General features: G+C 72.2%; 15 protein-coding genes. 6 read left to right on the top strand and 9 right to left on the bottom strand.

Going from position 1 to position 24,677, the window contains the following annotated elements; all coding sequences use genetic code 11:
- Window positions 1–11 precede the first annotated feature (11 nt).
- Window positions 12–3,047: a glycoside hydrolase family 3 N-terminal domain-containing protein gene (locus ACIBKY_RS28080; RefSeq protein ID WP_397101001.1), complete on the top strand. Its 3,036-nt coding sequence runs from the start codon at window positions 12–14 to the stop codon at window positions 3,045–3,047.
- Here ACIBKY_RS28080 and ACIBKY_RS28075 read toward each other — a convergent pair.
- Window positions 3,044–3,430, bottom strand: a complete 387-nt coding sequence (locus tag ACIBKY_RS28075) for a VOC family protein (RefSeq protein ID WP_397100999.1) — start codon at window positions 3,428–3,430, stop codon at window positions 3,044–3,046. The two genes, ACIBKY_RS28080 and ACIBKY_RS28075, sit on opposite strands and share 4 nt — an antisense overlap.
- Window positions 3,431–3,470: 40 nt before the next feature.
- The gene (locus tag ACIBKY_RS28070) at window positions 3,471–3,779 is read right to left on the bottom strand and encodes a hypothetical protein (RefSeq protein ID WP_379609509.1); all 309 of its coding nucleotides are present in this window, start codon (window positions 3,777–3,779) and stop codon (window positions 3,471–3,473) included.
- A 138-nt stretch (window positions 3,780–3,917) separates the two neighbouring features.
- On the opposite strand from ACIBKY_RS28070, the gene ACIBKY_RS28065 reads away from it, so the two are divergent.
- From ACIBKY_RS28065 to ACIBKY_RS28055, 3 genes are all read left to right on the top strand, one after another.
- Window positions 3,918–4,418 (top strand): beta-class carbonic anhydrase, encoded by a 501-nt coding sequence (locus tag ACIBKY_RS28065; RefSeq protein WP_397100997.1) that lies wholly within the window; start codon window positions 3,918–3,920, stop codon window positions 4,416–4,418.
- A 77-nt stretch (window positions 4,419–4,495) separates the two neighbouring features.
- Window positions 4,496–5,416, top strand: a complete 921-nt coding sequence (locus ACIBKY_RS28060; protein ID WP_397100995.1) for a glycerophosphodiester phosphodiesterase — start codon at window positions 4,496–4,498, stop codon at window positions 5,414–5,416.
- 168 nt (window positions 5,417–5,584) lie between these two features.
- A complete protein-coding gene (locus ACIBKY_RS28055) occupies window positions 5,585–7,669 on the top strand; it encodes a RecQ family ATP-dependent DNA helicase (protein WP_397100994.1) in 2,085 nt (694 codons plus the stop codon).
- Here the strand turns inward: ACIBKY_RS28055 and ACIBKY_RS28050 are convergent.
- Entirely contained in the window at window positions 7,666–10,491 is a 2,826-nt protein-coding gene (locus ACIBKY_RS28050; protein WP_397100992.1) for a BTAD domain-containing putative transcriptional regulator, read from the bottom strand. The genes ACIBKY_RS28055 and ACIBKY_RS28050 overlap by 4 nt on opposite strands.
- 228 nt (window positions 10,492–10,719) lie before the next feature.
- Between ACIBKY_RS28050 and ACIBKY_RS28045 the strand changes: the two genes are divergently transcribed.
- Window positions 10,720–11,820 (top strand): HesA/MoeB/ThiF family protein, encoded by a 1,101-nt coding sequence (locus ACIBKY_RS28045; RefSeq protein ID WP_397100991.1) that lies wholly within the window; start codon window positions 10,720–10,722, stop codon window positions 11,818–11,820.
- A complete protein-coding gene (locus tag ACIBKY_RS28040; RefSeq protein WP_397100989.1) occupies window positions 11,817–13,034 on the top strand; it encodes a hypothetical protein in 1,218 nt (405 codons plus the stop codon). Before ACIBKY_RS28045 ends, ACIBKY_RS28040 begins: the two co-directional genes overlap by 4 nt.
- On the opposite strand, the gene ACIBKY_RS28035 is transcribed toward ACIBKY_RS28040, so the two are convergent.
- Genes ACIBKY_RS28035 through ACIBKY_RS28010 form a run of 6 tightly spaced genes read right to left on the bottom strand, consistent with a single transcriptional unit; the run spans window position 12,985 to window position 24,426 of the window.
- Window positions 12,985–13,785: a hypothetical protein gene (locus ACIBKY_RS28035; RefSeq protein ID WP_397100987.1), complete on the bottom strand. Its 801-nt coding sequence runs from the start codon at window positions 13,783–13,785 to the stop codon at window positions 12,985–12,987. The genes ACIBKY_RS28040 and ACIBKY_RS28035 overlap by 50 nt on opposite strands.
- On the bottom strand, window positions 13,782–16,013 hold the full coding sequence (locus ACIBKY_RS28030; protein ID WP_397100985.1) for a hypothetical protein: 2,232 nt from the start codon (window positions 16,011–16,013) through the stop codon (window positions 13,782–13,784). The genes ACIBKY_RS28035 and ACIBKY_RS28030 overlap by 4 nt, the downstream gene beginning before the upstream one ends.
- A 13-nt stretch (window positions 16,014–16,026) precedes the next feature.
- On the bottom strand, window positions 16,027–18,198 hold the full coding sequence (locus ACIBKY_RS28025) for a hypothetical protein (RefSeq protein ID WP_397100984.1): 2,172 nt from the start codon (window positions 18,196–18,198) through the stop codon (window positions 16,027–16,029).
- On the bottom strand, window positions 18,195–20,342 hold the full coding sequence (locus tag ACIBKY_RS28020; protein ID WP_397100982.1) for a hypothetical protein: 2,148 nt from the start codon (window positions 20,340–20,342) through the stop codon (window positions 18,195–18,197). The genes ACIBKY_RS28025 and ACIBKY_RS28020 overlap by 4 nt, the downstream gene beginning before the upstream one ends.
- 11 nt (window positions 20,343–20,353) lie before the next feature.
- Window positions 20,354–22,408, bottom strand: a complete 2,055-nt coding sequence (locus ACIBKY_RS28015) for a hypothetical protein (protein WP_397100980.1) — start codon at window positions 22,406–22,408, stop codon at window positions 20,354–20,356.
- An 8-nt stretch (window positions 22,409–22,416) separates the two neighbouring features.
- On the bottom strand, window positions 22,417–24,426 hold the full coding sequence (locus tag ACIBKY_RS28010) for a hypothetical protein (protein ID WP_397100978.1): 2,010 nt from the start codon (window positions 24,424–24,426) through the stop codon (window positions 22,417–22,419).
- Window positions 24,427–24,677 lie beyond the last annotated feature (251 nt).

The following is a 24,677-nucleotide window of genomic DNA, read 5'->3' as shown; positions in this document are numbered from 1 at the left end:
CTGGAGGCGTCGTGACCCCCCACCGCCGCAGAACGCGCTTTCTCGCACTCTTAGCCCTGCTGGGCGCCACGCTCGTGGCCGCTCCCGCGCGGGCGGCGGCGGAGCCGCCGGACATCACCGACTTCGAGTCCGACACCGTCCCCGCGGGCGTCTACCCGTGGGGCAACGACGCGGCCTCCACGCCCCGGCTGGCCATCGCCGCCGCGCCCGACCGGCCCGGCGCGGCGGGCACCAACCGGGCCCTGAACGCCGAGTACACCGTCAGCCAGTGGGGCGGCTGGTCCCACGACCTGCCCGCCACCCAGGACTGGTCGCCCTACTCGGGCTTCTCCTTCTGGGTCAAGGGCACCGCCTCGGGTCAGCGGGTGTTCTTCGAGGTCAAGGACGGTGGCGCCGGCGCGGGCAGCGCCGAGCTGTTCGAGTCGTCCTTCACCGACGACACGGCGGGCTGGCGGCAGATCCAGGTCCCGTTCGCGGGCTTCGTGCGGCGCGGCGACTACCAGCCCGGCGGCGCCCCCACCGACGGCGAACTGGACCTGGTCGCGATGTGGGGCTACTCGATCCGCTTCCCCACCGCCTCGGGCACCCTCGTCTTCGACGACGTCCGGGTGTACGGCACCGCGCCCCCCAGACCGGTCAGGCTGAGCACCGACGCCCCGGTCTACCCCGTGAACGAGAAGGGCGCCGCCGAGGTCAAGGTCACCGTGACCACCGCCGACGGCAAGCCGCTGCCCGCCGACGCCAACGTCACCTACGGGACCGGCGACGGCACCGCCACCCCCGGCCAGGACTACACCCCGGCCGAAGGCGTGCTCACCTTCCCCGCGGGCACCGCCTCCGGCACGGCCAGGGCGTTCACCGTCAGGACGCTCGCCGACCGGCAGGCCGAGGTCGCCGAGACGATCCCGGTCGTGCTGTCGGGCGAGGGCGTCCGGCCGCCCGCCGACGAGCCCGCGATCGTGGTCAACGCGCACGGCCTGCCGTACCTCGACAAGGGCAGGAGCGTGAAGGAGCGGGTGCGTGACCTGCTCGGGCGGATGACCACGGCCGAGAAGGTCGGGCAGATGACGCAGGCCGAGCGCGGCGCGCTGGGCAGGCAGGACGACATCGCGGACTATCTGCTCGGATCGCTGCTGTCGGGCGGGGGCTCGGCGCCGTCGGTGAACACGCCCAAGGGCTGGGCGGACATGGTCGACGGGTTCCAGTTGCGCGCGCGGCAGACCCGGTTGCAGATTCCGCTCATCTACGGCGTGGACGCGGTGCACGGGCACAACAACGTGATCGGCGCGACGATCTTCCCGCACAACGTGGGCCTGGGCGCCACGCGTGACCCGGCCCTGGTGGAGAAGACGGGTGAGATCACCGCCAAGGAGGTCAAGGCGACCGGCATCCCCTGGGACTTCGCGCCGTGCCTGTGCGTCTCGCGGGACGAGCGGTGGGGGCGCGCCTACGAGTCGTTCGGCGAGGACCCGGCGCTGGCCGGCCGGATGGCCACGATCGTGGACGGCCTGCAGGACCACGGCGTGCTGGCCACCGCCAAACACTACGTCGCCGACGGCGGCACCACCTACGGCACCTCCGCGACCGGCGACTACACCATCGACCAGGGCGTCTTCACCGGAACCCGGCAGGAGCTGGAGGCGCTGCACCTGGCGCCGTTCGCCGAGGCGATCAAGCGGGGAGTGGGCAGCGTCATGCCGTCCTACTCCAGCGTCGGCCCGACCAAGATGCACGCCCACCGCGAACTGATCACCGACGTGCTGAAGGGCCGCCTCGGCTTCAAGGGCTTCGTGATCAGCGACTGGGCGGCGATCGACCAGATCCCCGGCGACTACCCGTCCGACGTGCGCACCTCCATCAACGCCGGGCTCGACATGATCATGGTGCCGCACGCCTACCAGCAGTTCGTGGCCGCGCTCACCACCGAGGTGACCGAGGGCCGCGTCACGCTCGCCCGCGTGGACGACGCGGTGAGCCGCATCCTGACGCAGAAGTTCCGGCTGGGCCTGTTCGAGCGGCCCTTCGCCGACCGCTCGGGCCTCGCCGCCGTGGGCTCGCCCGGCCATCGCGCGGTCGCCCGTACGGCTGCCGCCAGGTCGCAGGTCCTGCTGAAGAACGACGGCGCCGTGCTGCCGCTGCCCCGGACCGCCAAGGTGTACGTGGCCGGGTCCAACGCCAGCGACGTCGGCAACCAGTCCGGCGGCTGGACGATCAGCTGGCAGGGCGCCTCCGGACCGACCACGCCGGGCACCACCATCCTGGAGGGCATCCGCGGCCGGGCCTCGTCCGTCACCTACTCGGCCGACGCCTCCGCCCCGACCGCCGGCCATGACGTGGGCGTCGTGGTCGTGGGCGAGACGCCGTACGCCGAGGGCATCGGCGACGTCGGACGCCAAGGGCGCACGCTGGAGCTGTCGGCGGCCGACAAGGCGGCGGTCGCGTCGGTGTGCGGCGCGCTGCGCTGCGTCGTCGTGGTGGTGTCGGGGCGGCCCCTGCTGCTCGGGGACCTGCGGGGCGTCGAGGCCGTCGTGGCCGCCTGGCTGCCGGGGACCGAGGGGGCCGGGGTGTCGGATCCGATGTTCGGCGCGGTGCCGTACACGGGGCGGCTGCCCTTCACCTGGCCCGCCTCGATGGAGCAGGTGCCGATCAACGTGGGCGACCCGGTGTACCGTCCGTTGTTCCCCTACGGGTTCGGGCTGCGCACCGATCGGGCGCGTACGCGGCTGGCCACCCTGCGTGAGCAGCTGGGCAGGGGCGACGGGCTGTCCAGGGCGGCCGCGGCGGTGCTGGGCGCGGTGCTGCCCGAGCGCCACTGGAACGCCGACGGGTCGGTGCGCGACAGCCGTACCGTGCTGCGGGCGGTGGGTGTGGCCGCCGCGTTGCTGGAGCGGTCGCGTACCGACACCTACGCCCACGACGACGTGCTCGTCTCGGTGGCCAGGGATCTGGCACAGGCAGCGGGCCACGACCCGGCGGCTCAGGCGCGGGCCGATCAGGCGCTCGCGGCGGGCGACCTGACCGGTGCCGTGAAGCTGCTCGCCGGCTAGTCCGAGGTCTCGCCCACGCACAGGCAGAACGGGTGCCCGGCCGGGTCGAGGAAGACACGGAAAGTGTCGTCTTCGCTCGGCTGGTGCTCGTGCTTACGCGCGCCGATCTTCAGGACCTGCTCCTCGGCGAGGTCCAGGTCGTCGACGGTGACGTCGAGGTGGAACTGCTGGGGCCGGGCGGGGTCCGGCCAGTCCGGCGGCTGGTGGTCCTCGGCCAGCTGGAAGGCCAGCCGGGCGGGCGGACCGCCGTCGGTCACCACCACCCAGGTCTCGTCCTCCTCGCTGACGACGCGCCAGCCGAGCAGCTCGGAGTAGAAGCGGGCCAGCTCGATGGGCGAAGGGCAGTCGAGCACGGTGGTGCGGAATCTGGCGATGCCTGTCATGCCCAGACTTCTACCTCATCCTGGGCGCCCGACACCTGGGTCACGCGGTGACGGTGGCGGGCAGCGCCAGCAGGAGCTCGTGGGGCTCGCCGGCCTGCCAGTCGCGGATCAGGCGGGCGCCGGCCTCGCCGGGGTCGAAGTCCTCGCAGCCGAGCGGGCCGTAGCAGCCGGCCTTGTCGAGCATCGCGATCAACGGGTCGTCGTCGGGCAGGCTGGCCGCGTACGCGGCCGCGTCGAAGAGCGCGAGCGCGCCGCGGGCGTTCCTGCCCTCGTCGTTGGACTCCACCCGGTCGAGGCGGCGGCGCGCCTGGGAACGCAGATAGGCGGCGAGGGTTTCTGACCGGCTCACGGCAACCTTCTCAATCACTCACGTTCGGCTACAGCATCATCACAAAGAGTAAGGGGTGATCGTGGGATGTTCGCCAACTTCACCCTGCCGGCCACCCCGGAAATCCTCATGAAACGAGCGTGCGGCATCATCTGACCCATGAGTGAATTCGACGACCTGCTGGCAGGCAACGCCAAGTACGCCGCCGGCTTCACCGGCTCCGACCTCACCGGACGCGCGGCCCGCGGGCTCGCGGTGGTGACGTGTATGGATTCGCGCATCGATCCCCTGGGGCTGCTCGGCCTGGTGCCGGGCGACGCCAAGATCCTGCGCAACGCCGGCGCCCGCGTCACCGACGACGTCCTGCGCACCCTGGTGCTGGCGGTCCTCCTCCTGGGCGTCGAGCGCGTCCTGGTGATGCCGCACACCGACTGCGGCATGTCCAAGGTCTCCGACAACGACGTGCACGCCCTCGCCCAGCAGCAGGGCGTGGACACCCGCAGCCTGGAGTTCCACACAGTCCCCGACCAGCAGGCGGCCCTGCGCCACGACCTGACCCGGATCAGGACCACCCCGTTCTTCCCGCACCCGCACCCGCTGCCGGTGGGCGGGGCGATCTACGACGTCCACACCGGGGAACTGCTGCCCGTGGAGCTCTGACCTGGACAAATGCCCTATTCGACCGCTACGGCATGTCCTACCGGGCAAAGATCGCCGGATGCGCTCGAATAGGGATCATGTTTGATCCGGACCCGCTGATCGTGGCCCATCGAGGCGCTCCCAAGGTGGCGCCGGAGAACACCCTCGCCGCCTTCCGCGCCGCCGGCACCGCCGGCGCCGATCTCTACGAGCTGGACGTCCACCAGACCCAGGACGGTCACCTCGTCGTCATCCACGACGCGTCGCTGGCCCGCACCACCGACGTCGAACAGGTCTTCCCCGACCGCGCGCCGTGGCGGGTGCGGGACTTCACGCTGGAGGAGATCGGCAGGCTGGACGCCGGGACCTGGTTCGACCAGAAGTTCGCCGGGGAGCGGGTGCCGACGCTGCGCGCCGTCCTGGAGGCCATGAGGGGAGGCCCCGGGCTGCTGCTGGAGGTCAAGCACCCCGCCGACGCGCCCGACGTGGCCGAGCGCCTGGCCGGGCTGATGGCGCTCGCCCCGCCGCTGACGATCGTGCAGAGCTTCGACTGGCAGTTCATCAAGAAGTTCCAGGCCAGGGGAGAGCGGGCGGTCCTCAGCAGGTCGCCGGCCGCGGCGGAGCTGACCGACATCGCCGAGTACGCCGAGTACGTGAGCGTCAAACACCGCGCCATGACCCCCGCCTACGTCCGCCGCGCGCACCGGCTCGGTCTCAAGGTGCTGGCCTTCACCGTGAACCGGCGGCCGGCCATGCGCCGGGCCGTCGCGGCCGGGGTGGACGGGCTGATCACCAACCGGCCCAAGGCGCTGCGGCGGGCACTGGAGACCCACGTGTGCTTCACCGCACCGCCCGAACTGGTGCCGCCCAAGCTGGTCTCCATGACGTCCAGGCCGCCGGAGGTCAGGCGGGCCTGCCCGCCGCCGGCTCCCGCTCCGGCGGCTCCGGCGCCGGTTCCCACGCCTGTGGTGGGGACCGGGCTGCCGCCTGTGACCAGGCCTGTCGTGCCGTTGCTCTGACCACGTGAGTGGCCGGCGGGGCGCGCGTCGCGGCGGCCCGCCCCGTCTCGCCGGAGGAGCGTCTCCCTGGACGGAGCCCCGCCCCGTGCGGCGGGTGGGGGTGGGGTGGCCGGGCCGTAACGAGGAGTCGATGTGATTTCGTCGGCGCGGACTGGTAACAAGGACAGCATGTTTGACGACACCGCCGCGCTGCGCGAAGAGGCCGAGACGCGACTCAGGGCGCTCGCGGGGGACCACGCGCGCCTCAGAGACGACCAGTGGTCCGCCATCGAGGCGCTCGTCGTCGACCGCAGGCGGGTGCTGGTGGTCCAGCGCACGGGCTGGGGCAAGTCGGCGGTCTACTTCGTGGCCACCGGGTTGCTGCGCGACCTGGGCGAGGGGCCCACGGTCATCGTCTCGCCGCTGCTGGCGCTCATGCGCAACCAGATCGCCGCCGCCGAGCGGGCCGGGATCAGAGCGGTCACCATCAACTCCGCCAACCCGGAGGAATGGGGCCGGATCTACGAGCAGGTCGCCGACGGCCTGGTCGACGTGCTGCTGGTCAGCCCCGAACGGCTCAACAACCCCGACTTCCGCGACAACGTGCTGCCCGAACTGGCCGAGAGCGCCGGGCTCGTCGTGGTCGACGAGGCCCACTGCATCTCCGACTGGGGCCACGACTTCCGGCCCGACTACCGGCGGCTGGCGACGTTGTTCGAGGAACTGCCGCCCGGCATCCCGGTGCTGGCCACGACGGCCACCGCCAACGCGCGCGTGACCCGCGACGTCGCCGAGCAGATGGGCGAGCAGACCCTGGTGCTGCGCGGGCCGCTGGAGCGCGAGAGCCTCCACCTCGGCGTGGTCAAGCTGCCCACGGCCGAGCAGCGGCTGGCCTGGCTGGCGCAGACCCTCCACGAGCTGCCCGGCTCCGGCATCGTCTACACGCTGACCGTCGCCGCCGCCCACGAGATCGCCGGCCACCTGCGCGAGCAGGGCCACGAGGTGGCCGCCTACTCCGGCCAGACCGAGCCGGCCGAGCGCCTGGCCGCCGAGGAGGCGCTGCTCACCAACAAGATCAAGGCACTCGTCGCCACCAGCGCGCTCGGCATGGGCTTCGACAAGCCCGACCTCGGTTTCGTCATCCACGTCGGCGCGCCGCAGTCGCCCGTCGCCTACTACCAGCAGGTCGGCCGGGCCGGGCGCGGCGTCGAGCGGGCCGAGGTGATCCTGCTGCCCGGCACCGAGGACCGCGACATCTGGGCCTACTTCTCCTCGCTGGCCTTCCCGCCGGAGCAGCAGGTACGCGCGACGCTGGCCGCGCTGGAGGAGAGCGGCGGCGTGCTGTCCACGCCCGCGCTGGAGAGCCGCGTCGACCTCAGCCGCAGCCGCCTGGACATGATGCTGAAGGTCCTCGACGTCGACGGGGCCGTGCATCGGGTCAAGGGCGGCTGGGAGGCCACCGGCGAACCCTGGGACTACGACGCCGAGCGCTACTCCCGCATCGCCGCCGAGCGCAAGGCCGAGCAGGACGCCATGCTCGCCTACCAGAGCACCGGCGAGTGCCGCGAGGAGTTCCTGCGCAAGCTGCTCGACGACGAGGCCGCCAAGCCGTGCGGGCGCTGCGACAACTGCACCGGGCAGCACCGCTCGGCCGAGATCGGCGCCCAGGCGGTCGAGTCCGCCCGGCTGCGGCTGGGGCGGCCCGGCGTGGAGATCGAGGCGCGCAAGCAGTGGCCGACGGGCCTGTCCGACCTGTCCGGGCGGATCAAGCCCGAGCTCGGCGCCGAGCCGGGGCGGGCACTCGGACGGCTGACCGACATCGGGTGGGGCAACCGGCTGCGCGAGCTGTTCGCCGGCGGCGACGCGGCGGTCTCCGACGAGATGTTCAAGGCCGTGGTGCAGGTGCTGGCCGCGTGGGAGTGGCGCGAGCGGCCGGTGGCCGTGGTCAGCGTGCCATCGGGGTCGCGGCCGGCGCTGGTGCGCGGGTTCGCGGAACGGCTGGCGCAGGTCGGCCGGCTCACCTACCTGGGCGAGCTGGGCTACCGCGAGGGGTCGCCGGGCAGCCAGTTCAACAGCGCCAAGCGGGTGCAGGCGATCCGGGCGACGCTGGCGATGCCCAAGGAACTCGGGGCCGCGATCGCCACGTGCGGCGGTCCCGTGCTGCTGGTGGACGACCGGGTCGACACCGGCTGGACCATGACCCTGGGCGCCGCCCTGATCCGCCACGCCGGCGCCCCCGCCGTGCTGCCGTTCGTCCTGGCCACCACGTCCTAGGCGCGCCCGGCGGTGGCCAGGGCGGCGCGCGAGCGGGCGATCTCCTTGAGCGTGCGCACCCGCCAGGTCGGCTCGCCCAGCGGGCCCAGCAGGGCGGAGCAGGTCAGGAAGTGGCCGAGGGCCGCCTGTTCGTCCCCGCGCCACCGGCGGGTCTCGCCGAGCGCGAACTCGGTCAGCGCCTCCCCGTGCACGTCCCCGGCCGCGGCGAACATCCTGCCGCACTCGGCCAGCATCGCGGTGGCCTGCTCGAAGTGACCGAGCGCCGCGTGTGCCTCGCCCAGGCGGCGTAACGTCATGCGCTCACCCTTGGCCCAGTCGAGTTCACGGGCCAGGCGCAGGCTCTCCTCGTAGTGCTCGACGGCGTTCTCGACCTTGCCCATCTCGAAGCGGGCGATGCCGAGGCCGCGCAGGAGTTCGGCGTGGTACTGGGCGTTCTGGGCGCCGCCGGTCAGGACGAGGCCGAGCTCGCACACCTCGGCCGCCTCGGGCCAGCGGGCCTGGTGCAGGTGGATGACGGACATGGCGATCCAGGCGTTGGCCAGGCCGTTGGTGTCGCCGTACTCGAGGAAGCGGTCGGCGGCGAGGGTGGTGTGGGCGAGCGCGCGGCCGAGGTCGCCCGCGGCGGCGGCGCAGGTGCCGAGCATGGTGAGGGCGTAGGCGGCCTCGTGCTGGTCGCCGTCGGCTTCGGCTGCGGCCAGGAGTTCGCGCAGTTCGGCCACGACCTCGCGGGGGCGGCCCCGGTCGAGGCCGACGTCGACGCGCATGAGCCGCAGACGGCGGGCGGTCTTGCGGTCGGTGACGGCGCTGACGGCGCTGAGCAGGCGGTCGGCGTCGTCGTGGAAGCCGCGGATGGTCAGGAACGGCGTGATCACCTCGGCCAGCCGGGCGGCCATGGACGGGGCGGCGGCCTGCGCCACGGCCAGCAGCGTCTTGCGCTCGGCCAGCAGCCAGGCGCGGCGGCGCGGCCCGGCGGGCGTCGTGCGGGGCAGCGCGTCGGGAGCGGGGGGCACGAGCGGCAGCGGCAGCTCGGTGGTGGCGGCCATCAGGCGCTCCAGCGACTCCTGCGACAGGCGGCGCAACGCGTCGGCCTGCCCGTCCACGGCCAGTTCCCTGGCGAAGTCGCGCAGCAGGTCGTGCATCCGGTAGCGGGCCTGCCCGGCGCCGTCGATCTCGCTGGCCGTGATCAGGCCGGCGGTGGCGAGGTCCTCGACGGCCTGGTCGGCCAGGCGGGGCGGCTGGCCGAGCAGCGCCCGCATCGACCAGTCGGCCACGCTGTCGAGACCGGTCACGCCGAACATCAGGAACGCCCGCCTGGCCGCGATCGACAGCGGCGCGAACCCCATCGCGTACGTGCTGCGCACGTCGAGCCGGCCGTAGCGCAGCTCGTCGAGGCTGGCCGAGGAGATGCGCTCGGCGAAGTCGGCCAGCGGCCAGGCGGGCCGGGTGGCCAGCCGCGCTCCGGCGATGCGGATGGCCAGGGGCAGCCGCCCGCAGACCCGCACGATCGTCTCGGCCGAGTCCGGGGCGGCGGCGACGCGGTCGGGCCCGGCGATCCCCGCCAGCAGCCGCTCCGCGTCCTCGAACGGCAGCACCTCCAGCGGCACCGCCGTCGCGCCGGGCAGCGCGGCCAGCGGGCCGCGGGAGGTGACGATCACCGCGCTGCGCGGCGTGCCCGGCAGCAGGTGCTGCACCTGCAGTTCGTCGCGGGCGTCGTCGAGCACGACCAGTACCGCCCGGTCGGCGACCCGCGCCCGGTACATCGCCGCACGGTCCTCCGTCGCCGCGGGCAGCATCTCGCCGTCGACACCGAGCGCCTTGAGCAGCTCGGCGAGGGCGTCGCGCGGGTCCATGCCGCCGAGCCTGGCGAACAGCTGCCCGTCCGGATAGCGCTCGCGCACCCGATGAGCCGCGTGTACGGCCAGCGTGCTCTTGCCCGTCCCCGGCGGCCCCGAGACGACGACGATGGCCGGGGCGGATCCGCCTCGGTCCAGGGCGCCGGTCACGGAGGCCAGCTCGGCGGTCCGGCCCACGAAGTCGCCCAGGTCGGCGGGGAGCTGGCACAGGCCGATCCAGGCGGGGGCGGCCCGCCGTACCGGAGGGTGGGCCTGTTCGCCGGCGAGCAGCGCGCCGTGCAGTTCGCGCAGCTCGGGGCCCGGCTCCACGCCGAGCTCGTCGACGAGGACCTTGCGGGCGCGTATGTAGGCGTCGAGTGCCTCGGCCCGCCGGCCGGCGCCGTGCAGGGCGAGCATGAGCTGGCGCCAGGGGCGCTCGCGCAGGGGGTCGGCCTCCAGCTGGGCGTACAGCTCGGTGATCAGCTCCTGGTGGAGGCCGAGCGCGAGCCGTACGTCGGTCCAGTCGGCGCGGGCGCGGTCGGCCTGCTCCTCCAGTTCGGCGATGCGGGCGGCGAGGGTGCGCGCCAGCGGCGCGTCCTCGGCGGGGCGGCCGCGCCACAGCCGGAACGCGCGCTGGAACCGCACGTGCGCGGCGGCCAGGTCGTCGCGGGCGGCGTCCTCGCGAGCCCCCTGTACGGCTTCGCCGAAGGCCAGCAGGTCCAGGCGCCCGGGGTCGGCGCGCAGGCGGTAGCCGGGCTCGCACGTCTCCACGTCGATGGCGGCGCGGCGGATCTGGGAGACGTAGGTCTGCAGGTTGGACACGGCCGAGCGCGGTGGCCGCTCCCAGACGGCGGCGATGAGCCGGTCCCTGGAGACGATCTGGTTGGGGTGCAGGAGCAGCGCGCTGAGTACGGCGCGCGGTTTGCGGGGGAGCTGGACCGGGCCGCCGTCGCCGGAAATGAGAAGAGGTCCGAGGATACCGAATTCCACATGAACCTCCAGTTATGGGGGAGTCAGTGGTGACTTTATGGCGTTTTTGTGGCGCTGCACAGGACCGTTGATCACGTAGAGACGCGGGGAAGGGAGGTTCGCATGAAGATCGAGGTTCGCAAGGTCGAGGCCGTCAAGGCCACCGTGAGGGACGCCTGATTCACCGCGATCGGGCGAGGACGGTGCTACCTCGCCCGATCCGCCATGACCGTCCTTCGAGGAGAGGTTGTGCGAGTCGTTCTGAAGGAATGTGCCTGGGAGTCCCTGGGCGAGGATCTCGTCCTGGTGCACGATCCCCGGGAGGCGCTGACGCTGGCCGATCCCGGCGGCCAGGTCGCCGCCCTCCTCGACGAGCTGGCCAAGGGCCCGGCCACCGCCGCCGGGCTGTCGGCGGCGCTGCGGGCGCGCGGCGTCGAGCTGAGCGAGGACGACGTCGCCGACGGGCTCGACGGGCTCGACTCGCTCGGGCTGCTGGAGGACGCGGGCGAACGCTGGCTCGGCGACCCGGAGGCCGACGAACGCCACTTCTCCACCATGACCTTCCTGGGTGCCTTCTCCGGCCTGCGCGTGTCCAGGGCCGAGATGATGCGCAGGCTGCGCCGTTCCCACGTGCTGGTGCTCGGGGCCGGCGGCGGGGGGTCCTCGATCGTGCAGTCGCTGGCCGGCCTCGGCGTCGGCAGGCTGACCATCGTCGACCGCGACGACGTCGCCCCGCGCAACTTCGCCCGCCAGTTCCTCTACCGCCACGCCGACATCGGCAGATCCAAGGTCGAGCGGGCCGCGGAGTGGGTACGCGAGTACGACCCCGCCATCGAGGTGCGGGCCGTCGACCGGTGGATCGCCGGACCCGAGGACCTCAAGGACCTCACCGACGGCGTCGACCTCATCGCGGGCGGCCTGGACGGCGAACCCGGCGCCCACCTGTGGGTCAACGAGGCCGCCCTGCGCGCCGGCATCCCGCTCGTGGGCGGCGGCATGGGCCGTACGCAGCTGATGTACTGCTCCGTCGACCCCGGCAGGAGCCCGTGCCTGCTGTGCGACGAGTCCGACCGGCCCGATCCCCGCTCGCCCACCTCCGGCGGCGTCGCCCAGCGGCTCAGCCAGGGGCTCCAGCTCAACAACGCGCTCATCGGCCCCATCGCCGCGCAGATGGGCTCGCTCATCGCCTACGAGGCGCTGCGCTACCTGACCGGATTCGAGCCGCCTCGGGCCGCGGGGGCGCGCGTGATGCTCGATCTCAGGACGGGCCTGGTGCCGGTGTGGGAGCCGTTCCCGGCCGATCCCGGCTGTCCGGCCTGCGCGCTCGCACCGCGGAGAGGCACCCCATGACCCAGACCGTACGGCTGCGCCCGCTGAGCCTCGTCGAGGAAGGCGAGGAGGTCCTGGTCGGCGACCCCGAATCGGGCACCTTCATCACCATCCCCGCGGTCGGCGGCGTGGTCATCACCGCCCTGCAGCGCGGCGCCACCACAGAGGAGGCCGCGCGGGAGGCCGAGGCGTTCGCCGGCGAGCCCGTGGACGTGCCCGCCTTCGTCGAGGTACTCCAGGAACTCGGCTTCGTCGACGACGGCGAACACCAGGAGGCGCCCAAGACCGCGCCCATCCAGGGCAGACGCTGGCTCGGCGGCGTGCGTGAGGAGCACGTCAGGCCGTTCTTCGGCCCGGTCGCGTGGACGATCTACGCCGCCTGCGCGGTGTTCTGCCTGGCCGTCTTCGTCCTCGAACCTCGCCTCTTCCCCAAGCCGGGCGAGGACGCGTTCGTGATGGCCGACATCGGGCTGAGCGCGCTGCTGCTGGTGCCGTTCTCGATGGCGTCGATGGCGCTGCACGAGGCCGGGCACTGGCTGGCCGCGCGGGCGATCGGCATCAGGTCCCGCTTCGGCGTGGACCGGCGCATGATGCTGCTGGTCTTCGAGACCGACCTCACCCAGGTGTGGAGCGTGCCCCGGCGCAGACGCTACGGGCCGCTGCTCGGCGGCATGGCCATCGACGTCGTCACCCTCGCCGTCCTGCTCGGCATCCGCCTGACCGGCCCGCCGCAGCCCGTCGACGACACCCTCGCCGCCTGGGTCTTCGTGAAGCTCACCGGCCTGCTCTGGCAGTGCATGATCTTCATGCGCACCGACCTGTACGCCGTCCTGGTCAACTGGCTCGGCTGCCGCAACCTGTGGGAGGTCAAGTCGCTCATGCTGCGGCAGGCCTTCGGCCGGCTGACCCCGGCCCAGGCCGAGGAGCTGGCCGCCGCCGCACCGGCCGACCTCCGCGCCGCCCGGTGGTTCCGGTGGGTGTGGCTGGCCGGGTTCGCCGGGGTACTGGCCTGGTTCTGGTTCCTGCTGCTGCCGGTCGTCGTCACCGTCCTGGAATGGACCGCCGAGGGGCTCATGCTCGGCCCGCTCACCGCGACGTTCTGGTACCGGCTCGGCTGCGCCACGCTGTTGCTCGGCCCCGAGACGCTCGCCGCCGCGATGGCGGTGGTCCACTGGGCGGGACGGCTCAGGGCCGCGCGGGGACGGGCGAGAGCGCCACAACCACAGGAAGGCTGAGGCCCTCAGGGTCCAGGCCCATCGTGACCAGGCCCCGGCGAACGCCGGGGTGCGGCTCGGGTTCCTCAGGGAAGAGCGTTCTGGCAGAGGCGAACAGCGCCAGCCGCGGCCTGCCCCGCGACCCGCTGTGCCAGGCGACGCTCAGCCCGAGCCGCCGGCCGCGCAGGCGGCCGAGCCCGCCCGGGAGGTTTTCCTCCAGGGCGCGCACGGCCGCCGCGTGGCCGCTCTCCAGCAGCACCGGCAGCAGATCCAGCGGGTCGTCCAGCATCGGCAGCCGGAAGTACAGCTCCGTCTTGCCCGTCTTCGGCTCCGCCCCGGCCATGCGCGGGCGGGCGCCCACCGGCAACCTCGCCACCACCGCGGCGATCGGCTCCGGCACGGGGTACGGCGGGCCGTCCGCGAGTTCCGCGTACACCTTGAGCCGCCCGTCGGGCTTGCCCCCGATCCACGCCCCGAACCTGGCCGACGCCACCCGCCCCGGCATCGGCTCCAGGCAGGGCTGCCCGGCCTCCTCCAGCACGCGCAGCACCTCCCCGAGCCGGTCCGCGTCGGGGAACTCCGGCGGCGCCACCTCCGCCGCCCAGCTCAGCCCGCCGGGTCCCGGCGTCAGCTCCACCGGGCAGCCCGAGGGCGTCAGGCGGCTCCACCGCCACATCACCTCCGGCCAGCGGCTCGCCCCCAGCCGGTCGAGGAGTTCGTCCAGAAGCGGCGGCAGGCCGTGGCCGGCGATCGCGCGCAGGGCGGCTCTCATAGGTGGATGCCGATCAGGGTGTCCTCGCCCCGGGCCTGCGGGTGGCGGATCAGCGCGCCGTCCTGGCGGATGATCGTGACCTGGTGGCGGAACTCGCGCCGGGCGGAGTCGATGAGCGCGATGCGCAGGGGCAGCGGGCTCACCGCGGTGCCGGGGATCTCCAGGCGGGCGCGCCGATGGTAGTTGTTCGCCGGGTCGTCGTATTCCACCTCCAGGAAGGCCATCCTGACCGTGCCCTGCTCGAACAGGGGGAGGGCGAGGACGTCGAGGGAGTCGGGGAAGGGGTCGTTGACCGGCAGGAACGAGGCCTCGCCGGAGAAGGCCGGGGTGACGCGGGTGGTGCCGTCGCTCAGGTGATGGGTGAGCTGGGCGGTCCACGATCTTTCCCCGGGCCTGGTCAGGCGCAGGCGCCACTGCCGGGCGGGGTCCTTCGGGCGGACGCGGAAGACGTCGCGGCGCTGGAAGGTGTGGCCGTCGTCGTAGCGCAGGTCCACGTCCACGGCGTCGACGATGCCGGGGTCGATGCGGTTCGGGAAGATCTCCAGCTTGAGGAAGCCGAGATCGTCCTGGGGGTCGGCCTTGAGCGTGCGGTCCTTGGTACGGCGGGGCGGGATCAGGTAGGAGAGCTTCTCGCCGATCCAGCCGGAGTTGGCGTGGAAGTGGTGCTCCATGCCGACGGTGAAGTCGAGGTCGCGGGCGGCGTTCAGGAACGTGGTGAAGCGGGCCGGCCCCGGGGCCGCCTGAGTGAGGCGGAAGTCCTCGGGGCCGTTGCCGCCGTAGTCGATGGCCACGTCGGTGGCGAACAGGCCGATGTCCACGAAGTCCACGGGGGCGGCCACGTCGACGTCGATCTTCTTGAAGAAGGAGTCGGCCAGATCAACCTTCAGGAAATACGACGATTTGTCGGCCAGATCGTCGAGCAGGAGGCCGACGAAGCCCTGGGGGGCGTAGGTGCGTTTGACGGCCTTGCGGCGTTCGAAGACGAGGGTGACCTTCTTGCGTTCCTCCTGACGGAGGACCTTGAGCTTGAAGGAGACCAGTGCCGGGATGGACGCCGCGCCGCCCTCCTGGGGGCCGGGCACGGGCCGCGGCGGGGGAGGCGGCGGTGGCGGCGTCCCCCCGGATGGGCCGCCACCAGGCGGGGTTCCTCCGGGCGGGGCACCCCCGGGTGGCGTGCCTCCGGGCGGGCTTCCTCCGGGTGGTGTACCTCCGGGCGGGGTTCCTCCGGGTGGTGTACCTCCGGGCGGGGTGCCGACGGGAGGGGTTCCCCCGGGTGGAGTGCCGCCTGGGGGTGTGCCTCCGGGTGGGGTGCCGCCTGGGGGTGTGCCTCCGGGCGGGGTGCCGCCGCCGGAAGGGCTTCCTGGTTTGATGAGCTTCTTGGCCCGCTCGAAGATGGCGTCCAGCCCCTCCGGCTGCGCCGGGCCCTGCAGCTTGCCCAGCGACAGCGACGGCTCGAACCACTTCGACAGCAGGTCGGTCTTGAAGAAGTCGAGCGCCCACTTCTCCGCCTGGTCCCCGGCCCCCTCGAAGTCGATCACCTTTATCTTGATGGCCCCGTTCGCGACCAGTTCCTCGAACCCGGCGTCGATCCCCACCCGCAGCCAGTAGATCTGCGCCTCCAGCCCGGCGGAGAAATGGGTGTAGACCCGGTCAAGGTCCGCGGTGATCTCCACGTGCAGGTCCGGGGTCAGCGCCGAGTACGTCAGGTCGTAGACCACCCCGATCGGCGTCAGCCCGTTGGCGAAGGCCGCCTCCAGGATCGTCGCCCCCGCCTCGTCCAGCACCAGGGAGAACGCCGCCGTCTCCTCCCCGACCAGCGACGGCTTGGCCGCGCCCATGATCCGCGTCACGGGCGTGAACGCGCCGGGCGGCGCCGTGGTCCCGCCGGGCCCCTCCAGGTTCAGCGCCAGGCACCGCACGCTGCCGGCCTCCACCGGCGCCGCGGCCAGCCGGGGGTTCGGCGCCAGCGCCTGCGCCCGACCCATGATCTTGCTCCGGGTGGCCGCGGGCAGGCTCACCGCCGTCTCCAACATGAGGAAGCCCCCGCCCTCGATCCCCGCGTCCTTCACATCCGGCCGGTACTGCAGGAAGCTGAACGCCGCCCGCCCGTCCGATCGGGTACGCAGCACCACCTCCGTCGCCAGATACCAGAACTGGTCCGGATCGGCGTGGTCGCGGAACACCGTGACCCCGTCGACCTCGAACGTCTGCGACCCAAGCTGCAACATCTCGACCTCCAGATCAGACGACGACGGCGTCGGTGTCGTGCACCTGCCAGTCGCGCGTGGACTTGAGCCCGTTGGTGAACAAGCGCTCGACCCTGAGCTCGTAGAAGTCGTCCGCCTGGGTGGTGAACTCGTAGTCGAAAACGGCACTGGCGCCACCCGACTCGAAGGTGAAGGCGTCGGAGAACCCGGCGGGCGTCCTGGCCGCCACCTCGATCCGCTTGACGCCGTCGAAGTCGCCGGGCGCCCGCACCGCGATCGCCCGCTGACCGCGCGGGCCGACGAAGATCTGGGAGCGCAGGGTGCTGGAACGCGGCGCCTTGACCACGCTCCCGTCGCGCATCAGCATCGTGACCCGGTAGGCGACCCGCTCGACCGTCACGTCCAGGCGGTCGGCGACGAACTGCCGCGGCTGCTGCCCCTGCACCAGTTCGATCGAGTCGCCGATCCGGATGCCGTTGGCCGGGTCCTCGTACGACAGGTCGACGAAGGCCCGTTCCACCCGCGTCCAGTCCAGGACGGGCGTCAGCGTCACCCGCAGCCGGGCGGGGAACGGGTCGGGCACGTCGATGAGCGGCTGCGTGAGCGGCGCGAGCGGCGTGACCCGGTCGCGGTTGTCGGCGGCCCGGTAGGTGATCCGCGCCATGACCGGCCCGGCGGGCTCGCCGACCAGGAACCGCTCCCAGTTGTCCGACGGGTGGCCCTGCGTGAGCTGCAGGACGTCGTGCTGGCGGATGCCGTGGCCCGGGTCGTCGTAGCGTAGCTCCACCTGTACGAGCGGGTAGCGCTCCCACGGGAACGACGCCCGGGTGAGCACCGGGATCTGCTCCTGGGCGAACAGCGCCCGCGGCTGGATCGGCGCGGTCTCACCGGTGACCTGCGTCGTCTCCGACTCCAGCCGGTGTGGCCGCTCGCCGGTCGGGTCGGGGTGGAGGTCCACGGCGAAGCGCAGGGAGACCGGTTCGATCAGCTTGCCGTCCTCGACGTGGGAGAGCCATTCGACCGTGTCCTCCTGGCGGCTCTGGTCGAGGTGGACGCTCTTGACCTCGCCCCGGTAGGTGAGGAAGGCCGTCATCGAGCGCACCGGGTCCTTGGCGAAGTCGGCGTGCGAGATGACCTTGACCCGGCGCCGCTGGAACCATGGATGGTCGGCGTTGATCACCTTGACGTGCTTGGTCCTGTCCACGCCGCCGCTCTCGCGGAACAGCCCGCTCAGGTGCCCCTGCGGGTAGATCGTGCGGCGGACCGTGGAGCGTTCTGACAGGTTCACGTCCAGGCGCTTGCGGTCGATCCTGGTGAAGTGGGTCTTCTTGTAGGTGAACACGCCCAGCGGGGTGCTGCGCGCGGGGGAGAACGAGCGGACCACCTCGCGGGCCCGGTCCCAGCCGTCGGGCGGCTCGCGCAGCGGGTCCAGCGAGCTCTCGAAGAACGCGTCGGTGATCATGTCGCGGGCGCGGGCCGCGGCGGCGTCCCTGCGGGCGGCGAAGGTGCCGGATTCGGCGTCCTCGGGGACCGTGGTGTCGACCTCGAAGACGATCGCCCGCTGCTCCTCCAGCTTCTCCATGACGTCCTGGATCTGGAAGGAGGTGAACAGGCCCTCCTGGCCGAAGGACTCGTCGAGGATCTCCTGGGCCCGGCTCCAGTCGATGCTCAGCCGTACGTGGTAGGCGGGGCGAAGGGCCAGGTAGTCGAGCTGGTAGACGACGCCGATGGGCGACAGCGCGAGCTCCATCGCCTGGTCGAGCAGTTCCACGCCGCGCGCGTCGAGCTCGACGGAGAAGGCCGCGTTGTTGTCGCCGAACAGGGACGGCTTGCCGCCGTGCCGGATGGCCTTGACGAAGGTTCCGCCGCTCCCGCCGCTCTGCTGGCCGAACAGCATGAGCGTGACGCCGCCGTCGAAGACCGGCAGCGGCGCCAGGTTCGGCTCGCCGGCCAGCCCGGCCAGCCGCCCGACCTCGGCGCGTACCTGCCCGAACTGCTGGGGACTGAGGCCGAGGTGCACGTCGAAGTCGGCGAAGCCGCCCGTCCCCGAGGTGGAGAAGAACTTCAGCAGGCTGAACGCCGGCACGCCGCCCTCCATCCGGAAGGAGGGCGACAGCGGCAGGTAGTAGAACTGGCGCGGGTCGGCGTGGTCCCGCATCACGGTGACACCGTCGATCATGAAGTACGGCGGGGCCTCGATGATCATGGCAGTTCCACGACCAGCTTCTCGTCGTCCACCGGCTCCGGCGACCGGTCCGTGATCGGGTCCCCGCTCTCCATGAAGAACTTCGCGAACCAGCGGTACTCCTTCTTCTCCCCTTCGGGCAGCGCCAGTTCCCAGGTCCGCTCGGTGGCCTCGCCCTTGCGGAAGACGAACGTCTCGCTCTCCGCCCCGTGGGTCAGCTCCACCGTCGCGAGCTTGACCTTGGTCCAGTCGATGAGGTCGGGCAGCACGGTGACGCTCAGGATGTTGGCCTGCTCGCCGACCACCAGCGTCCGCTCGGTCAGCTCCTTCGGGCCGGGGTCGGACACGCGCCCGTCGCGGAAGGTGGTGATCGCCCGGTAGGTCAGCTTGCCGTTCGCCTCGTCGATGACGGGGAAGGTGACGTTGACGCCCCGGTTGCCCTTGTCGATGATCACCGACGGGGTCTGCTGGAAGTCGTTGCCCGTCTCGCTGTAGTCGAAGTCGATGAAGATCGTGTCGATGGAACGCTCGAAGTCGCCCCTGCTGCGTACCTGGATGGTCTTGTTGGCCGAGAACGGGTCGTCCACGATGAACGTCTTGTCGGTCAGCCCGGCGAGCTCGCGCACGAACTCCCTGCCGTCCTTCATGAAGTACTTCAGCGACCCGCCATACGGCTGCGCGGGCTGCAGCAGCACCGCCTTGACGCTCTGCCGGGAGAAGTTCTTGTCGATCTGGAACGTCTTCGCCGGCCGGTCGCCCGGCGCGATCTCCGGGTGCCGCAGCGTCAGGACGGCCTTGGTGACCTGGTCGAAGTTCATGTCGCCGATCTCGACGTCGACCATCCAGAGACCGAGGTCATCAATGTTGATCTTGAGGTCGTCGCCCTCGTGGTCGATGAGCGGGCTGGTGAACGTACGGCTCTCGCCCTTGTAGTTGACGACGTAGCGGTACTTGAACTTCTTCGGCTGCCCGTCGAGGAACGCGTCGAACTTGCCCACGTCGTCGGCCTTCTTGAAGGTGAACGTCCTGACCCCGTGCTGGGCGGTGTGTGGCGGGAAGTCGATGGTCACGTCCACGCTGAAGATCGGCAGTACCTCGAACTCGGCGTTGACCTGGACGGTGAGGTTGAGCTGGCGCAGGAACGGATGGTTGGCGTCCACCTCCTGGGAGAAGTCCTTGAAGTCCAGCCCGAGTTCGGCGATCGACTTGACGTTGGCCTGCGGGCCCTTGGTCACGGTCGTGACCTGCTTCTCCCTGAACTGGATGAACACGTCCGACGACTTGTTGACCATGACGCTGCGCTTGATGTTCTCGAAGTCGGCGTCGCGGACCTTGGAGAAGTCGCGGTTCTCGGGCGGGATGGCCTCGATGAGGTTGCGCTTGATGGCCTCGTCGAGGTGCTGGGTCATCAGTCCTCTGACCGTGTTGATGACCGGATGGTCGCTCGGCAGCACGCCGGGGTCGATGTCCACGACGCGCGACTCGGAGTTGATGAAGATCTCGTCGACGCTCTCGGTGAAGTCGTCCTCGGACCAGAAGTTCTCCTCGAAGTCGACCTGCTGGACGAAGCTGTAGAACTTGCTGGCCGTCCAGTGGCCCGTGGCCCGCACCTCGGGCAGCCGCGCGGCGAACGACAGGTCGTAGGTGACCCTCACGCCGCCGGCGCCGCTGGTCTTCATCGCGGCCTCGAAGATCGCCGCGCCGAACTCGGTCAGCTCGGCCGAGATGGCCACGATGTTGTTGCCGTACATGGACGGCTTGCCCGCGTGGTTGACGCGCTGCACGAGGTTGCCGGACCCGCCCAGCATGTCCACGGTGACGCTGCCCGCGGTGAACTCGGGCTTGCTCAGGATGATCGCCTTCGGGTCGACCGGCTGGGCGCCCGGCCCGCGTTCCTGCGTGACCTTCTCGGCCAGATGGGCCGCGAGCGCGCTCGTCTGGGTCTCGTTGAGCGCCAGTTCGATGTCCATGAACACCAGCGCCGCGCCGTTGCCTCCGTTGGGCAGGGGCTTGAGCGTCCGGTAGATCAGGTACTTGAAGACCGGCCTGCCGTTCTCCATCCGCATCGCCGGATCTTCCGGCAGGACGTAGAACTTCAGCGGGTTGTCGCTGTCGCGGTAGACGGTGGCGTCGGGGGTCTGGATCGATTCGAGCAACAAGAGCATGAGCTTTCTCCCTACTTGATGAGTTCCGCGAGATCGCGGCTCTGGACGCGGGCGATGTCCGACTCGATCAGCTCGGCGACCAGGCGCGCCCGCCCCGCCGTCCCCGACAGCGCCGCCTTCACGAGCTCCGCCCGCGAAAGGTTGAGCACGGCCGACAGCGCGGTCCGCCAGGGCGGCGACCCCGAGCTGCCGCCGGTGGCCACGTCCTGCCAGACGCCGGCCTCCTTCACCTGCAGCGCCACGCGCGGCACCTCGACCGGCAGGGCGCGGACCTGCCCGGCCCGCCCCGCCAGTGCGCCCAGCAGCGCCGCCTTCTCCGGATCGGGCAGGTCGATCCGGCTGGTGAGCTGCAGGAACGCCGTCTCGCCCGCCACCAGGAGGCTGGGCTCGCGGTCGAGGAACGGCCCCGGCGGCACATAGACCCACACGCTCGGATCCCGCCGGTCGGGCACCAGCTCGACGCCGTCCACCACGACCGGGGCTCGCTGGTCCACGGTGATGACCGGTCCGTCCACCGGCTCCGACCACGGCCCCGGCGCCACCCGCCACCGCATGCCCGGCCGGAACGGCGAGTCCGCGGTCCACCCGATCTCCGCCTCAGGACGCGCCACGCTCAGCGGGACCCGCCGCACCTCCGTCTCCGCCTCGGGCGCCCATTCGACGGTGACCGGCGGGTGCAGGGCCACCAGCCGCGCCCGGTGCCCGCCGAACCCCGGCAGCACCGCCGGGTCCAGGTCGAGCCGTTGCCCGTTGTCCACCGGCAGTTCCAGCACCCGGCCTCGCCCCAGCGGCCTGATGACCAGCCTGGCCACCGGGTCGCCGGGCAGATCGGGCACCGCCACCGTGGGCGTGCCCGGTGCGAGCCGCCCCGCCGTACGGCCGGACTGCCTGACCACCTCCACCGTCGCCAGCGCCAGCAGCGCGTCGGAGGCCAGCACCACCCGCAGCGGCAGCGGGAAGTCGTCGCGGCCCAGCACGATCTGCCGCCGGTCGAACGGCCGCCACGCCCCTTCGACCTCCTCGCCCGTGGACAGCAGGGCCCGCAGCCGAGCCTCGCCCGACGGCAGCTCGCCCGCCGCGAGCGTCAGCGTCAGCGTTCCGGTACGGCCGGCCCCATCCAGGGCAAGGCTGCCGGAGACCGCGTGCGGACGCTTGGGCGGCGCGGGAGGCACCCGCACGTCCGCCAGAAGCGTGGGCAGGTCGGTGACCGGCTCCGGCAGGTTGGCGGAGACGTGGACCGGCACCTGCCCGGTTGGCAGCCCGGGCAGGGTGATCAGCCGCACGTGCCGGTCCAGCGAGCCGCCCGCCACCTCACGCGCGGCGGCGAACGGGTCGAAGGACAGCACCCGGTGGGCGATCACTGCGGCCGGCTCGGCCAGGTCGAGGCGCACCGAGCCGCGGGCCACCTCGGCGGGCGCGCGCAGGACCAGGTCAAGGCCGGCTCCGGGTGCGGGCACGGCCACCAGCGCCGCCACGCGCAGCGCCAGCGCCTCGGCCGCGTCCGGGCCGGCGCCGAGCAGGCCGGCCAGCGCCAGGACCAGCGCGGACCGGGTGACCCGGGCGCCGCTCCCCAGGCGGGCGGCCAGGCCGCCGGCGAGGTCACGGGGGTCGAACACGGTCTGGAACGCCGCCCTCGGGGCCACGGCCCGCACGGCCAGCCGTACCGCGGCCTCGATCGGGAGGGTGGCGTCCTCGACCAGGCGCGCGATCACCTGCACCGCCTCCGGCGTCAGCGCGATGGCCAGCCGCGCGCCCAGGAGCTGGTCGGCGGCCAGCACCGCGGGCGGCGAGATCGGCCCGAGCACGACCGAGAGCTCCAGCACGCTCTCGCGCACGTCGGCGGGCACCCCCGGCGTGGACGACAGGGCGGTGAAGGCGAGCTCCAGCAGCCCGGACGGCGGGAAGACCAGGGAACGTTCCAACGACACCAGCAGCTCGGGCACGCCGTCGCGGCGGGCCAGTTCCAGACGGTCGGGCACCGAGACGACCAGGCCCTCCCTGCCGAACGCCGCGAACCCGGAGCCGACGGGGGCGCCCAGGTCGGGCAGCCCTTGCAGCACGCTCATCGCTCCTCCTACGCGTTCGGACGGGTCTTGATCGGCGGCAGGATCGTCGCGTCGGTCTCGCGCACCGGGCTGACGCCGACCAGGCCGGACTGCCAGACGGTCTCGGTCCTGTAGCGCAGCGGCGGGATCGGGGCGCCGGTCAGCAGCGAGCTCACCGGCACGTGGACGAGCGTCGTGGCCTTCAGCTCCGTCTCGCTGAGCTGGACCGACCCCTGCGCGCCCACGATCGAGACCACGAACAGCGCCACCCGGTCACCGGAGGGATCCCCGAACATGGCCGGCACCGCCACCACGCTCACCTCCCGGCTCAGGCGTGGTTTGGCGCTGTCGTCGAAGACCGCCTTCCAGACCGCCTCCTTGTCCACCCGCACCGCCACGCCCGACTGGTCGAGCACGATCGTGTACGCGCCGGTGTCCGGCAGCGGCTCGGCCGGGACCAGCGCGATCTCCAGCTCCTCGCCGGGCGCCAGCAGCTTGCCCGCCGGCCCGCCCTCGACGGTCAGCGGCACCCGGCGGCCGGCGGAGACGGCCACGGCCTTCAGCCGGTCCACGTGGACCGGGCTCTCGATCGCGTTCACCAGCCGGGCGGTGACGCGCCCGGGCAGGGCGGTCAGCGGCACCAGCTCCAGGACGTCGCCGGCGGTGTTGTCCAGGCGCAGCTCAAGCTCCACGTCCTCGGGCTGGCCGCCGCCCGCGCCGACCCTGACCTCGCCGTTCATGACGTTCAGCGAGGCGCCGAAGAAGGCCGCGTGCACGAGCCTGAAGTCGTCGAGCGTGAAGGTCTCGGCGTGGGTGACGCCCTGTTCCAGCCCCACCTGCGCCTTCGGCCGCTCGGTCAGCCCGGACGGCGCCGCCCCGTCCTGCGGCAGGGCCAGGCGCAGCATCGGCTGGGCGTCGGGCAGGATCTCCATCCGGACCGGCGCGGTCGAGCCCATCCGCGCGGCCTCCTCGGCCAGCACCGGCTCGGCCGCGGCCAGCCGTTCGGTCGAGATGACCGGCCTGGCCATGAACTCGACCGTGACCCGCACATCTTCCTCACGCGCGGCGCTGGTCGCCCGGATGTTCAGCGCGGGCCGGCGTCCGGCCCCGGGCAGCCGGCCCAGCAGGAACCGGTCGGGCAGGAAGTAGAAGTGCTCGGGCCTGGCCGGGTCCTGCCAGAACGAATGACCCCGGCCCTCGTGCTGAACGCGTAACCGGCGCATCCCCTGCACCCCGGTCGGGGTGGTGCCGCCGCCGAGCCGTACGCGCTGGGCGTCCGACAGCAGCAGCGGGCTCGGCCCGGCCACGCACTCCAGCAGCAGCGCCACCTCGCGGTAGGTCTGGGGCGGCGGCGGCTCGATCAGCAGCATCGGGTTGGGCACCGCGACCGTGATGCCGCGTTTGACCACGACCGTCGCGCGGGCCTCCAGCGAGCTCATCGCCGCCAGCAGCTGCTGCCGCAGGCCGGGGCCGGTCAGCGGCAGCTCGGCCGACACGACGGTGCCGGTGTCGTCCAGCCTGGTCGCGGGGAAGTCCACCTCGACCACCACGGAGCCGCCGGTCAGCTCGGGCACCCGGTAGCGCAGCGAGACCGACAGCTCGTGCGGCAGCTCGCTCATCCCCGTCGGAATCTGCACGACCACCACGACCAGCGTCGGCGTGCCCGCGCGGTCCGCGATCAGGATGCGCGGCTCCTCCCCGTCGAAGGCGAGGTCGTAGCGCGGCAGGAGCAGGACGGTGGAGCCGTCGGCGCTCTCGTAGCGGGTGTCGTCGCCGGGAGTGTCGGTGGGGGAGACCGGGATGGTCAGCTCGTGGCGTTCGGTGCCGGAGGGGGGTTGGAGCGGCGGGAACCCGCGCGGGTTGATCGGCCAGAAGTCCGGCCACTCGGGGATGACCGGGTCCGGCCAGACCAGCGGCAACCGCCGATCAAGGCCGGGGAACCGACGCAGCGGAGGGCCAACGGGATCAAGCCAGTCGAAACGCCGCGCCCTCGGGATACGGAAGCGGTCCTGGGCACGCGAGAATTCAGCCGCTGTCATGCAGCCGATGCTCCGCCGCGCCCGCCCTCTCCGCCTGAGTAGGGGGTACTCAGCCGAGCTTCTCTGTCTGCGTGCGGGTCTGTGTGCCGGTCTTTACGGGCCGCCCATCCGTTACGGCAAGCCGCCCCACCCCCACCCGCCGTCAGGCGTGGCCGCCCTTCCAGGGTGACGCTCCTCCGCCTCACCGCTGACCCACCGCGACGCGCGCACGCTCACCCCCTGGGTGGGCGCACCGAAACCGGATCCCATCA

This window comes from Nonomuraea sp. NPDC050394 (genome assembly GCF_044459065.1).
Lineage (GTDB): Bacteria > Actinomycetota > Actinomycetes > Streptosporangiales > Streptosporangiaceae > Nonomuraea.
The sequence above is the reverse complement of the archived record's forward strand: the minus strand, read 5'-3'. Positions and strand labels throughout refer to the sequence as shown.

Bases quoted from the DNA above. Each gene is read 5' to 3' on its own strand.
- ACIBKY_RS28075 (WP_397100999.1), bottom strand. From the start codon at position 3,430: ATGACAGGCATCGCCAGATTCCGCACCACCGTGCTCGACTGCCCTTCG.
- ACIBKY_RS28065 (WP_397100997.1), top strand. From the start codon at position 3,918: ATGAGTGAATTCGACGACCTGCTGGCAGGCAACGCCAAGTACGCCGCC.
- ACIBKY_RS28060 (WP_397100995.1), top strand. From the start codon at position 4,496: ATGTTTGATCCGGACCCGCTGATCGTGGCCCATCGAGGCGCTCCCAAG.
- ACIBKY_RS28055 (WP_397100994.1), top strand. From the start codon at position 5,585: ATGTTTGACGACACCGCCGCGCTGCGCGAAGAGGCCGAGACGCGACTC.
- ACIBKY_RS28040 (WP_397100989.1), top strand. From the start codon at position 11,817: ATGACCCAGACCGTACGGCTGCGCCCGCTGAGCCTCGTCGAGGAAGGC.
- ACIBKY_RS28035 (WP_397100987.1), bottom strand. From the start codon at position 13,785: ATGAGAGCCGCCCTGCGCGCGATCGCCGGCCACGGCCTGCCGCCGCTT.
- ACIBKY_RS28030 (WP_397100985.1), bottom strand. From the start codon at position 16,013: ATGTTGCAGCTTGGGTCGCAGACGTTCGAGGTCGACGGGGTCACGGTG.
- ACIBKY_RS28025 (WP_397100984.1), bottom strand. From the start codon at position 18,198: ATGATCATCGAGGCCCCGCCGTACTTCATGATCGACGGTGTCACCGTG.
- ACIBKY_RS28020 (WP_397100982.1), bottom strand. From the start codon at position 20,342: ATGCTCTTGTTGCTCGAATCGATCCAGACCCCCGACGCCACCGTCTAC.
- ACIBKY_RS28015 (WP_397100980.1), bottom strand. From the start codon at position 22,408: ATGAGCGTGCTGCAAGGGCTGCCCGACCTGGGCGCCCCCGTCGGCTCC.
- ACIBKY_RS28010 (WP_397100978.1), bottom strand. From the start codon at position 24,426: ATGACAGCGGCTGAATTCTCGCGTGCCCAGGACCGCTTCCGTATCCCG.